The organism is Pseudomonas sp. 14A (assembly GCF_018132745.1).
GTDB lineage: Bacteria > Pseudomonadota > Gammaproteobacteria > Pseudomonadales > Pseudomonadaceae > Aquipseudomonas > Aquipseudomonas mercuritolerans.
Genome location: NZ_JAGRQJ010000010.1, coordinates 217,255 through 230,973, shown reverse-complemented (window position 1 = coordinate 230,973; position 13,719 = coordinate 217,255). Strand labels below are relative to the sequence as shown.

Annotated in this window: 3 protein-coding genes; 1 reads left to right on the top strand and 2 read right to left on the bottom strand. The window is 59.9% G+C overall.

Annotated features, from left to right (window positions below):
* Positions 1 to 81: 81 nt before the first annotated feature.
* Complete coding sequence (locus PS14A_RS11170) at positions 82 to 2,376, bottom strand: fatty acid cis/trans isomerase (RefSeq protein ID WP_212616179.1); 2,295 nt, start codon at positions 2,374 to 2,376, stop codon at positions 82 to 84.
* A gap of 155 nt (positions 2,377 to 2,531) precedes the next feature.
* Between PS14A_RS11170 and metH the strand changes: the two genes are divergently transcribed.
* Positions 2,532 to 6,242 carry a methionine synthase gene (metH, locus tag PS14A_RS11165; RefSeq protein ID WP_212616178.1) on the top strand — a complete coding sequence of 1,237 codons (3,711 nt, stop codon included), beginning with the start codon at positions 2,532 to 2,534 and terminating at the stop codon, positions 6,240 to 6,242.
* A gap of 51 nt (positions 6,243 to 6,293) precedes the next feature.
* Here metH and PS14A_RS11160 read toward each other — a convergent pair whose 3' ends face one another.
* Positions 6,294 to 13,628: a DUF6543 domain-containing protein gene (locus tag PS14A_RS11160; protein ID WP_212616177.1), complete on the bottom strand. Its 7,335-nt coding sequence runs from the start codon at positions 13,626 to 13,628 to the stop codon at positions 6,294 to 6,296.
* Positions 13,629 to 13,719: the final 91 nt, after the last annotated feature.

Below are 13,719 nucleotides of genomic sequence, written 5' to 3'. Positions count from 1 at the left end.
CGTCGGCGCCCGATTCAACATGAACAATCCTCAGCGGCAACGTAGCCCACAGCTCAAGGCTCACAGCCTGTTCTTGCCTGGTCACAGATTCTCGTACCGGTTCATATCCAGCACGCCCTCTTCCACCGGATCGGTTTCGTGGATGTACTGGCTCAGATCGTGGAAATATCGCCAGAACTGCGGATGACTGCGACGGATGCCCCAGCGCTCGACGATCTTTTCGAACCGATTGGCATCCCTGGCGTTTTCCATGGCATCGACAAACGCTGGCACCTGCTGTGCCGGAACGTTGAACATAAAGTTCGGATAACTGGTGAGTACGCCCGGATAGATCGTCAAGGTGTCGAGCCCCGGTTGATAGCGCCGCGACTCACCGAGCAAAAACGCCACGTTGCTGTGCGCACGGTTGCGCAGCAGGCTGTAGACCTCGCGCTTGCCACCGGCGGTTTCGACACGCAGCAAGGTCGCTTCGGGCAACTGGTCGATAACCTTGAGCCCCGCTGCCGGTCGCGAGGCCAGACGGCTCAAGGCCTGCTCGGCGTTCTGCAGGGCCGGATCGATGTTGGGCCGTGAGCAATAAGCACCGTCGCAGCGGTTGATCGGGTCCGGTCGTGCATTCAGATCGCCGTAGCGCGCCAGCAACTGCATGGCGAAATCGTGTTTCGGGTCTTTTTCGTCGAGTTTCAGCGCGGTCGGTTTGTCGTCGTCGATCGCCTCGTAATCGAGCCACATCTTGAACTGGCCGCCGTCCTGGTACCAATCGTTGAGGTAATCCTCGCGCGAGTCGGCGGGCATCAGGCGCAGGAAGTTCTGCTCGGCGCCGTTGCGGATCAGGTCGAAATACAGGCGGGTCTGCGCCTGATGGGAGACGTTGCCGAACACGTCGAAGTTGACCGCGAGCTGATAATAGGTGCGCTCGAGCAGTGGATAGTCGAACAGCCACATCGTCTGCGGCACCTCACCGATCAAACCCTTGGTCACCGAAGCACTGTCGAAGTGGCGGAAAATGCTCAGCAAGGCGTTGTCGTTGCCGGCCCACAGCGTCGACCAGCTCGGCGCCGGCAGATCGGCGTAGCTGTCGCGGCGCAGGGCTTCGTATTCGTTGCGCTTGTCGCGATAGTCGCGCCACAGGCTCAGCACGCTGCCGACATCGTCGTTCTGCCCCGGCATCGCCAGCAGCGGCGTGGCCTGGCCGCGGTAGTTCGGGTCGGTGATATAGAGGTCATGTTCCGGCGCCTGGAACAGCGCCCAGAAGTTGTCGCGGATCACGTCGGTCGCGATCTGCCCACGGCACACCGGCCCGCGAATAAAGGTGCGGACGAAGTATTCAGCGTTATCGAGCATGAACTGATAGCGCGCCTGCGCCGGAATCGCCTCGAAGGTGGCAAACGGATTGGCCCGGCTTTGCGGCCCGTAACCCGGCAGCGCGTTGACCTGCCAGTTGCCGCTGTAGAACAGGCTTTTGATCCGGGCCATTTTCGCCGCGCTCAGCGGATAGGTGATGTGCGTCTTGTGCACGATCACCCCCTGCACCCGCCACAAGCGGTAATACACCTGCGTGCCCGGATCGTCGTTGGGGCGGCGCGTGGCGATCAGGTCGATCGGTTGGCCGCTCGGCGTGCGCGAACGCACCCACTGGAAGTAATGCCCCGGCTCGCCGCCCTTGAAGTAGATGTGCGCCAGATACCAATGCTCGAACAGCCAGCGCCCGACCAGACTTTGCCGCGCGCCGGGAGCGTTGAGCAGGTTTTCCCACTGCGTGATCTGCAGCGCCTCTTGCGCACTCGGCGCCAGGCTCTGCTCGTCAATCGGCGCGCCAGACGCCAGCCAGCGCTGCAAGGTCTGATATTGCTGATCGGTCAGGCCGGTGACCGCCAGCGGCATACCCTCTTTCGGGTGCGCACCGGCGTAGCCGTCGAACTCGGCAGGCATTGCGCAAAGATTGTTGCGATTGAGACCCAGCACAATGTCTTCGGGCAGCTTGGCATTGGGCGTCAGCGGCGTCTTGTGGCCAAGTTCGAGCATCCGTGCCATCAGCGCAGCCTGACTGCCCTGCGCGTCGAGCACCGAATAGAAATCCTTCTGCTGCCAGGCGCGCTTGCCGAAGGCGTCGTAAAACAAGCGCGTGGTTGGTGCGGCCTGGGTGCGTTCGCCGTCGTACACCGGCATCTTGCTCGCGCCACGGGCGGCGCCTTCGCCGCTGCCCAGATTCAATTGGCACGCCGAGTCATAACAGGCATGGCAGGCCACGCATTTCTCGGTGAAGATCGGCTGGATATCTCGGCTATAGGAGATAGAAGAAGAAACAGCGGGATCTTGCGCCGCGACGCTCCCACTCAGGACCAGCAACCATAAACTGATGAAGCGGTAAGGCATGCTGCTGATCCTGGTGGTAAAAAAATGCTGCGATTCTACCGTTATGACGTCCGTACCAACATGAGCGATATTCATGCAAAAGCTGCACATGCTCTAAAAGCGCACAGGTTTGCTATGATCTCGCTCCTTCGTAATGGTCTTTTCGAGTAGTCCACATGTCCGATCGCAGCGTCCGCCTTCAAGCTCTCAAGCAAGCCCTCAAAGAGCGCATCCTGATTCTCGACGGCGGGATGGGCACGATGATCCAGAGCTACAAGCTCGAAGAGCAGGATTATCGCGGCAAACGCTTCGCGGACTGGCCAAGCGACGTCAAGGGCAACAACGACCTGCTGGTGATCACCCGTCCGGACGTGATCGGCGGCATCGAAAAAGCCTATCTGGACGCCGGCGCCGACATTCTCGAAACCAACACTTTCAACGCCACGCGCATTTCCATGGCCGATTACGGCATGGAAGAGCTGGCGTACGAGTTAAACGTAGAAGGCGCACGTCTGGCGCGCAAGATTGCCGACGCCAAGACCGCCGAAAACCCGGCCAAGCCACGCTTCGTTGCCGGCGTGCTTGGCCCGACCAGCCGTACCTGCTCGCTGTCGCCCGACGTCAACAACCCCGGCTACCGCAACGTGACCTTCGATGAGCTGGTGGAAAACTACACCGAAGCCACCAAAGGCCTGATCGAGGGCGGCGCCGACCTGATCCTGATCGAAACGATCTTCGACACCCTCAACGCCAAAGCGGCGATCTTTGCCGTGCAGGGCGTGTTCGAGGAGCTGCACATCGAACTGCCGATCATGATTTCCGGGACCATCACCGACGCCTCCGGTCGTACCCTGTCCGGCCAGACCACCGAAGCGTTCTGGAACTCGGTGGCCCACGCCAAGCCGATTTCCGTTGGCCTCAACTGCGCCCTCGGCGCCAGCGAACTGCGCCCGTACCTGGAAGAGCTGTCGAACAAGGCCAGCACCCACGTCTCCGCGCACCCGAACGCCGGCCTGCCGAATGAATTCGGCGAGTACGACGAACTGCCGTCGCAAACCGCCAAAGTCATCGAGGAATTCGCCCAGAGCGGTTTCCTCAACATCGTCGGCGGTTGCTGCGGTACCACGCCGGGCCACATCGAAGCCATCGCCAAAGCCGTGGCCGGTTACGCGCCACGTCAGATTCCGGACATTCCCAAGGCCTGCCGCCTCTCGGGTCTGGAGCCGTTCACCATCGATCGCAGCTCGCTGTTCGTCAACGTTGGCGAGCGCACCAACATCACCGGTTCGGCAAAATTCGCCCGCCTGATCCGCGAAGACAATTACACCGAAGCCCTCGAAGTCGCTCTGCAGCAGGTCGAGGCCGGCGCGCAGATCATCGACATCAACATGGACGAGGGCATGCTCGATTCGAAGAAGGCCATGGTCACCTTCCTCAATCTGATCGCCGGCGAACCGGATATCTCGCGCGTGCCGATCATGATCGACTCGTCGAAATGGGAAGTCATCGAAGCCGGCCTCAAGTGCATCCAGGGCAAGGGCATCGTCAACTCGATCAGCATGAAAGAAGGCGTCGAGCAGTTCATCCATCACGCCAAACTGTGCAAACGCTACGGCGCCGCCGTGGTGGTGATGGCCTTCGACGAAGCTGGGCAGGCCGACACCGAAGCGCGCAAGAAAGAGATCTGCAAACGCTCCTACGACATTCTGGTCAACGAAGTCGGCTTCCCACCGGAAGACATCATTTTCGACCCGAACATTTTCGCCGTCGCCACCGGCATCGAAGAGCACAACAACTACGCCGTCGACTTCATCAATGCCTGCGCCTATATCCGCGATGAGCTGCCGTACGCGCTGAGCTCCGGCGGCGTGTCCAACGTGTCGTTCTCGTTCCGTGGCAACAACCCGGTGCGTGAGGCGATTCACTCGGTGTTCCTGCTCTACGCGATCCGCGCCGGGCTGACCATGGGCATCGTCAACGCTGGCCAGTTGGAGATCTACGATCAGATCCCGGTCGAGCTGCGCGACGCCGTCGAAGACGTGATCCTCAACCGCACCCCGGACGGCACCGACACCCTCCTCGCCATTGCCGACAAGTACAAGGGCGACGGTAGCGTCAAGGAAGCCGAGACCGAAGAGTGGCGTAACTGGGACGTCAACAAGCGTCTGGAACACGCACTGGTCAAGGGCATCACCACGCACATCGTTGAAGACACCGAAGAATCCCGCCAGTCGTTTGCGCGGCCGATCGAAGTGATCGAAGGCCCGCTGATGTCCGGCATGAACATCGTCGGCGACCTGTTCGGCGCTGGCAAAATGTTCCTCCCGCAGGTGGTGAAATCCGCCCGCGTGATGAAGCAGGCCGTGGCGCACTTGATCCCGTTTATCGAACTGGAGAAAGGCGACAAGCCGGAAGCCAAGGGCAAGATTCTCATGGCTACGGTCAAGGGCGACGTGCACGACATCGGCAAGAACATCGTCGGCGTGGTGCTCGGTTGCAACGGCTATGACATTGTCGACTTAGGCGTGATGGTTCCGGCCGAAAAGATCCTGCAGGTCGCCAAAGAAGAAAAGTGCGACATCATCGGCCTTTCCGGCCTGATTACACCGTCGCTGGACGAGATGGTCCACGTCGCCCGTGAAATGCAGCGTCAGGACTTTCACCTGCCACTGATGATCGGTGGCGCGACGACGTCGAAAGCGCACACCGCCGTGAAGATCGAGCCCAAGTACAGCAACGATGCCGTGGTCTACGTGACTGACGCCTCACGCGCCGTGGGCGTGGCGACGCAGTTGCTGTCCAAGGAATTGAAAGCCGGTTTCGTCGAGAAGACCCGTCTTGAATACATCGACGTGCGCGAACGCACGTCCAATCGCAGCGCCCGCACCGAACGCCTGAGCTACGCCGCCGCGATCGCGAAGAAGCCGCAGTTCGACTGGGCCAATTACCAGCCAGTGAAACCGACTTTCACCGGCAGCAAGGTGCTCGACAACATCGATTTGAAGGTACTGGCCGAATACATCGACTGGACACCGTTCTTCATTTCCTGGGACCTCGCCGGCAAATTCCCGCGCATCCTCGAAGATGAAGTGGTCGGTGAAGCCGCCACTGCGCTGTACAAGGACGCCCAGGAAATGCTCACCAAGCTGATCGACGAAAAACTGATCAGCGCCCGTGCGGTGTTCGGTTTCTGGCCGGCCAATCAGGTCAACGAAGACGACATCGAGCTGTACGACGATAACGGCAAGCCGCTAGCCAGGCTGCATCACCTGCGTCAGCAGATCATCAAGACCGACGGCAAGCCGAACTTCTGCCTCGCCGACTTCGTGGCGCCGAAGGACAGCGAAGTGACCGACTATGTCGGCGGCTTTATCACCACCGCTGGCATCGGCGCCGAAGAAGTCGCCAAGGCCTATCAGGACGCCGGCGACGATTACAACTCGATCATGGTCAAGGCTCTCGCCGACCGCTTGGCCGAAGCCTGCGCCGAATGGCTGCACCAGCAAGTGCGCAAAGAGCACTGGGGTTATGCCAAGGACGAAACCCTCGACAACGATGCGCTGATCAAAGAGCAATACCGTGGCATCCGCCCCGCGCCCGGCTACCCGGCCTGCCCGGATCACACCGAGAAAGCCGCGCTGTTCACACTGCTCGATCCAGAGGCTGCCGAAATGCGCGCCGGGCGCAGTGGCGTATTCCTCACCGAGCACTACGCAATGTTCCCCGCCGCAGCGGTCAGCGGCTGGTACTTCGCCCATCCGCAGGCGCAGTACTTTGCCGTGGGCAAGATCGACAAGGATCAGGTGCAGAGCTACACCGCGCGCAAAGGTCAGGATCTGAGCGTGACCGAGCGTTGGCTGGCGCCGAATCTGGGTTACGACAGCTGAGCCGCACCATGCCCGGGAGCATCTTGCTCTCGGGCACGGTCATTCATCCGTTCACGGGCGGCTCGAAGGGCCGGGCTGCGGTGACGACGGGCGTGGCTGCGGCGCGCCGCTACCTGGCGACGAAAGACTCTCAAGCTCTGTGCGGGACAGTTCTTTGAGCTTTTCCATACGCGTCGCCGGCAACTCGACCTCAAGCACCCCCATGGCATCCAGATACTCGGGGCTCGACAGGTCAGGATAGGCGTCCTCTACCGCACCATGTCGCCTCGATTCTTCGAGTTTCAACGCCTCGAACACCTCGCTGTGGCGATCTTCCAGGTAACGGACCCAATAGTCGCGTGAAATCAGATCCTCCAGGAACGCTGGCGACGCCTCGTCGGCAAGCACCGAGGCGCGAGCGTTGATCAATACCTGTCCACGAATAGGCGTGCCGTACAGCATATGCGCCGGCTGTCCCGGCAGTTCCAGGCCATCCGGCCAGCCGCTGGTCATGCCGATCCGGTATTGCAGTCGGACCTCCGCACGGTCTTGGTTTATCGCAGCAGCTTCAGCGAGTCGGTCAACTCTCTCCAGGCGAAACAGGCGGCGGGTCAGATTGAGCAAGGCTCTGCCGCGTTGCTCGGGGCGATGCTGCGGGATATCGCGCAGGGTGTTGTATTCATAGACGCGGGCTTCCAGTTCGCTGAACGACAGGATCCGCCCATCAAGGCATGTGTCGTGGGTTTCGGCGTTGACAAACAACTGCTCGCGCAATTCGGCGTTTTCCGTGGCAGCCTGAATGACTTGCCAGACCCGATGGGTGAGATCGGCCCCCGACAATCTGAATTCGAGGGTGTCAGGCAAGGTCGAGAGCAGATGAAAGAACGCATCATGATTGGCCTGCCTGGCCAATTGCGCCCACAAAGCCTGCCGGGCGGCACGTACATCAGCCGGGGTGAATGTCAGCCAGGTCTCCATGGCTGGCGCGGCGACATTTTGCGCTGGGTTAGCGATGGCCTCAATGGCCTCGACCTGTGCGTGCACATCCACACGTCCGCCAACACCACCGCCTCCGAAGCCGTCACTGTCATCGCTGTCGCCATCCGAGCCGGAGCCGGGTTCACTGTCGGCTCCGCGTAAGCGCAGGTCAATCTCCCGATCGAGATGCGCCCGCGAATAGCCCATGACGTCACGATTTGCATTGGCGGCGCTGTAATCGCGCAGTTGTCGCAGGCTGTTGAGTGTCAAGGTGTTTTCCGACAGAACCGTGCCAGCGACCAGTTCCCTGTGACTACCGTCCAAGAGCCTGTCCGGGAACACGCTGATGTTGTTGCCCGTCAGATCGAGTGCGCGCAGATGCGGCAGTTCCAGCACGCCGTCCGGCCAGGAATCGAGGCCATTGTGGTCAAGCTTGAGGGTTTCGAGCCGACTGAAGGCGCTGGCACTGAACTCCTCCAGTTGATTGTGGCTGAGGTCCAGCCAGCGCAGGCGATTTCCACCCGCCTGGGTGTACAGGGACTCCCCGGTGGCCAGTTTATTCCCGCTCAGCTCCAGCCGCTCGAGCCCGCTCAGACCGCCAACGGCGTCTGGCAGCGTATCAAGGGCGTTGCCGTTGAGTACCAGGGTGGTGACTTCAGGGAAAGCGGCACAGAATTCGTTGAAGCTTTGTGCCGAAAATTCCACGCCGGTGAGATTCAGCGTTCTGACTGGGGAAAACACTTTCGACAGGCGCGGCAGATCTCCGGTGTTCAACCCCGTGAGATCAAGTGTGGATCCTGAGTGTTCGCTATGGCGTGTCAGACCCTCAGCCCAGCAATCTCTGACCTTCATCGCCAGAAACGATCGGTGCTTGGATTTATCCCCTCTGTTCCATGGTATCGCCCGAGTAAAGATCCAGCCGTTCAACTCACGCGTCAGGGCCTCGTCGCTGTCTCGCCAGACGGTCAGACGGGCGTCGATTTGTGCATCGCTCAGTCCCTCGCTGCGCAATCGCGCCAGACATTGCTGCGCTTGTTCTGTAGAAAGAAGCGGATTGACGTCCTGTAAGCGACTTGCAATGTCTGCGGCACCTTCGGCGACAGGTGCCAGAGGACGCAGCGGCAACAGAAATTCGTGCGCAAATGCCAGTGCAGTTCTCGGTACGCGCGCGTCGCCCACGCTTCGAGGGCCACTGGGGTAAATTTCAAACTGTTTGAGGGTGTCATCAGGCAAGCCGATTGCGGTCTCGATACGCCGCTGCGCAGTTTTCAGGGCTGCCGCACCTTCGGCACTCAATGAGCTTTGCGTCAGGTTGGTGTTGAGCATCACCCTGTCATCGGCAAGCACATGCTCAGGTAACGTACTGATTGGGTTTTCGCGCAGATCAAGCCATTGCAACCTTGGCAGCGTTTCGGCACCCGCCGGCCATGCCTGGAGACGATTGGAACTGAGGTCCAGAAGTTCAAGCTTCTTCAGAGCCGCGACATTCAGATCAGTCAGCTGGTTTTCGCGCAAATCCAAGAAATCGAGTTTATAAAGTGCATCAATTTGGCTTTGGACTTCTGGCGTGGTGCCGATCAGGTTGTGTGACAGATCCAGTCGAGTCAATTGCGCAAAGTCGCTCGGGCTGAACGGCACCTCAGTCAAATTGCAGCCTGTGATTTCTACCGTACGCGCACCGCTGAATGCTTGAAGAAACGCGCGCATCTGTGCCGCAGGCACGTTCAGATGATCAAGGGAAACGGTTTTCACATGAGAAAACGTACCGGCCGGCAATGACGGAAGCTCGCTTATGGATGGCTCGTCGCCAAAGTGTCCATCATCGAATAACTTGAACACTTCGCCACTTTCCAGCGGGGCGACCCCGTTCGGATTCCCTGGAGTGGGGACCTGCGCTTCTCTGCGCAGGCCATAACGTTCGCGCACGGCAGCCGCCCAGTTGTGCTCAAGTTCACGCACCACTGCAAGGTTCGGCAACGTTTCCCAGACCGGAGCAAGCGTAGCGGTGCGCAATCCATCGGACGTCGTCGGAAGGTAAAGCTGCCGGAAAATCCCGGCGTGCTCCAGGCGCAGCAGCTCGACAGCCTTGAGCCGGGTCTCGGGTGTATTCCACAGACTCATGATGCGCTCAGGCAAGCGATTGATATTTCCGCGCCGTCCAGTCAGGAATTCCAGCTCGCCGGCGCAGTACTGGCGGACCATCAGGTCCAGATCCAGCAGATGTCCCCACACGCCCCGGTAATTTTTGACGTACTCGTAGGCGGGCTTGAAATTTTCATGCGCGAAATTCGACCAGTCGAGCGACAGCCCCGCCCACAACTTCTCATGCCCTGTGTAGAGTGCTTGTGGAATGGACGAGATGGCCGTCTGCGTCAGATCAAGGCGCTCCAGCTCAGGCAGCTCCTGTACAAAATCGGGCCATTGGACCATTCCCGGCGCATCGATCCTGAGTTTCCTCAATCGCCTGAGCGGTGTGAGGTCAAGATTCGCCGTGACGCCGGTGCCCCTCGAAAGATCAAGATGAAGCTCTTCTATAGCAGTCAGCATGCGCAATCTTGTCGGCAGATCAGCCGCCAGCGCAGCCGCTGTGGTTCTGAACTTGAGGTTTTTCAGGCTCGGCATGCGAGTGACGGCCAGAGGCAATGTCGTCAATGACTGTTCGCGCCCCATATAACTGCCAAACAGACTGCCACGCTCGCCCAGCGAGAGCTTTTCGAGACGGCCAAACCGCTCCAGGAACGCGTCGGCATCGGTGTCCGTGATGCCATCCCCAGCGATGTAAAGTTCTCGTACGTGATCAAAATTTGCTGTCAGAGCTGGCAGCGGGTCGTACAGGACAAGATGAAGCTGATCGGCGCCGGGCAGATGGGCGGCGATCGGTGCGTTGCGCCAACAGTCCTTGAGCGCCTGTGCGGTACGTACTTTATAGTTCCACTCGGAACGGGCCCAAGCCGGTACTCTCGTTAGTCCCGACCACTCATCCAGCGTCGCTTCAAGCTGCGCCCATTCCTGTCGACGCGACAGCAGCAACTGGAAAATGTCTCTGTCGTCATTTCCCGCCCGATACTGTTCAAGGAGATAGCCGCGCGCCTGTTCATTTGTCAGCTGCGGATAAATATCACGCGTGCGTGCTATCAGGTTCGGTGACAATCCAGGGCCACGTCCGCTGGCAGGATAACCAATCAGAGTATCGCTGACGCGAACGGGCGGCTTGATCCATTTGACCTGGGGTTCCAGCAGCGCAGGCGCCTCGGCCTGGTGCAGATCGGCGTGGCGGATGATCTTTTCCCGCAGCTGGACCGACTGCCCGACCGCTGGCACACCGAGGCTGCGGCGCGCCTCGTCAGGCAGGGCGTGCATGATCGATGGGTAAAAATTGTCGCCGTGTTCGGGCAGGCTGTTGAGTGCCTCACCGCGCTCGTTGAATGCCTGAAACTGAGCACCTTTTTTTATCAGGTATTTTTTCTCGCTGGCTGTTTCACTGCCGATGCTGTCAAGCAGCGTGCCAGCATCATGATCCTCGCGAACCTCGATACGGAGGTTGTCAGGCCAACCCGGCAACTGCTCAAGCGTGTGCAATGCCAGACGCCGACTGTCCGCCGAAGCGACATTTTCGCTGCGCAGACCGGCATACGCGGTGACTCGACGGGTTTGACGCGCATACCAGCGCGCTTCTTCCAGCAGGCGCAGCGGTGCTCGCTGGCCCGACCGCAGCGCCTGCAACTCACCGGCATGGGCATGCGTCAGCACGGCTTGTGCTGCCGACTCGCCCAGCCCGGGACATTCCTTTTGCAAACCGGCGACCTCGGGGGCGATGGGGTCGGTGCCCTTGTAGATGCTTTCGAATATCGCCGCTTGACGGGTGTTGGCGTAATTGGCAATTCGCTTGTTGAATTCCTGAAGCCTTGCCTCGGGAGTACGTGCGACCAGCTTGCCGAGCAAGCGATTGATTTCCGCTTCTTCGAGCGATGCAAGAATATGCGCTGGCAGTTTTCCGCCAAGGATGTCGGCCCGAGAAGTCCTGATTGGCGGCTTGACACCCACGTCACGAAAGCGCCGCGCAGCACCATACCTTACGGAACTGCCGGACAATGACTCGCCATCGAACACTTCAAGCACACGGTTTTGCGGCCACAACGGCATTTCGGTGATCAGCGGCAAGGTATACAGGTAGAGCTCATCGATGGGGCGTTCCCCACGCAACTGCTCCACGACCAATGCCGCATCTGCATCCGCTTTCAACAGGCGCATCGCCTGCGCCAGCTCCGGTGGTGGCGGCGCGTGGTCGAGGTGCATCTTGCGCAAGGCGCCGTCACTGACGCCACTGATATCGGCAGCCCTGAGCAGCTCTGCGTCGGAAAACACTTCGGTTGCATGCCCCATGCGTCGCAACAGGGTCAGGCGGTCCCACTCCAGCGGGCGCTCAAGCGTGGATCGCCAGGCACCGTAACCATTGCTCTCGAGCACCGGCTGCCAGGCATCGGGATCGTTCGGGTGGCGGAGGCGCCACTTGCCGAGCGATGAATCGTAGTACTGCTCGTAAACCTTGCCGGCCTGACGAATGTAGGTCTTGCCGTCCAGTACATGTTGCCCCTGCGGATTCGGACCGGGGCTGTCCGGCAAAGCTATCGTTGACTCATACGCGCCAAGATCGGGTTTCCAAAGGCGGGTGTTGCCGCTAGGCAACTGCACCGGTTCCAGCTGTTCAATCACTGGCACGGCTTTGGCGCTGGAGAATTTCCGCACCCCGGCGCCTACCCCCGCCATCACCGCGATCTGCGCCAGATTTTCCGCCACGTCGATCAAATGATCCCTGGCCGCACGCCGGTCGCCTTCGCTCCATTCGATCGCGCCCTCCAGTGTTTCGTACATCAGCTGGCCGGCCATCACCACCATCATCACTTCGCCCAGCACCGGAACGAACATCGACACCATGTTCAAACCAAGCAGACCGATCTGCAGCAGGTGCGCCAGCCTGGCGTCGCGCGCCTTGACCTCGACGTCGTCGCTGGGTACCGCATGGCTGCGGGCGTCGGCCAGTACCTTGGCGCGGTTCTGGGTAAAGAGATAGAGCCAGAGATCTTCATTGGCCGCCCAAAGGCCATGCCCTCTGCGTCCGACCGCCGAAGGCGCAATGTAGGGATCGGGCTCCGGCTCCATCTTCACCCCGCGCTCGGGAGGAAGTTGCTTGATCCGGGTGAACACTGAAGTACCGCTGATTGCCTGAATGAACGCGACCCATGGAGAGCGCAATGTCGACCAGGCATCCTTCGGTGAGTCAGCAGCCTTTCGGGTGAACTGACTGAAATAATCGGGCCGCTGATCAACGGGCAGAAATTGACTGAGGAACCGCTGATAAGGCGTCGGTTGAGCCCCGCCAGCGAGCGGTTCATCGCGCGCAGTCAGCAAGCGTTTGAACTCCTCACGCATTTGCTGGTGGTTGTAGCGTTTGAACGGGTGCTGCGGGTCGTGAGGAATGTAAACGATCAATTCATCGCTGTAGCGGTATTTTTCGCTGATCACGAACACCACACAGCCAGTCAGACGTTTTCTCATCAGGCCCAGGTCCTTGAACCATACCTGTCGGTTGCCCATCCAGGGATTCATCTCGCCATCGATGACCGACCGGATCATGGTGTAGTCCGCCGGTTCTATATCCTTCTGCAATAGCGCCTGCTCTGCGGCTGCGCGCATGGTTGCCTTCTGACTCGCGATGAACCGCTCGCGAAGCACGCCCTGCACCACCACATCGGCCGGGTGAAAAAATTCCTGCAGATAGTCCTGGTATTGCTTGCCGATATCCAGGCGACGGCACAGCGACATGAACTGGCTGACCGTCAGCGCGACACTAACGGACTCGAAAGTCTCCGCAGTATCGGTCGCCACCATGAATCCCGAGGTGTGGTGATAAGCCCCCTCCTCACACTCGCTGGCTTCGAAGTTGTGCAGTGCCGCCTCCAGCAGCGACAGCTTGAGAATTTCGAAGGACGCCAGCTCTGTGGCCTGAATGCCCACCTCTATCGGGCGTCGCAGGCACAACAAGGTTTTGTCGATGTCCACTTGCAGCTGATATTCGTCCTTCAATGCCTTGATCAGCAAGGGTCTGGCAAACACTTCGGCCTGCTCAAACCTCGACATGCTTTTATCGAGCATGTTTTGCGCCTGCACGCTGGCCTTGTAGCTGTCATTCAAGGCTGCGCGCTGGGCAGGCGTCGCATCCTGATACCACGCCGGCATCGCCGCAGGGGCGTCCTTGAACGCCTGGCGTCGTTGCGCCGTCACGTCAGTCAGCCAGGTGGGGATCGACTTTTCGAGGAAATCACCGTGAAGGCTCTGTGTTGCCTTCAGCGGTTTCGGGGCCGGCGCGTCGGTCGTGCGTGACGAGGATGAAGATGCCGTCGACGGCGGATTGAATGGGATAGCGATCATGGTCACTCCTTTGTCAATGAAGTGTGCAGCAGACCATTTCCGGCTACCCCGACTGCGGTATCCGCTTATGACTCACCGGCGAAAGGTAACA

Coding starts and splice junctions, on each gene's coding strand:
- PS14A_RS11170 (WP_212616179.1), bottom strand. CDS start 2,376: ATGCCTTACCGCTTCATCAGTTTATGGTTGCTGGTCCTGAGTGGGAGC.
- metH (WP_212616178.1), top strand. CDS start 2,532: ATGTCCGATCGCAGCGTCCGCCTTCAAGCTCTCAAGCAAGCCCTCAAA.
- PS14A_RS11160 (WP_212616177.1), bottom strand. CDS start 13,628: ATGATCGCTATCCCATTCAATCCGCCGTCGACGGCATCTTCATCCTCG.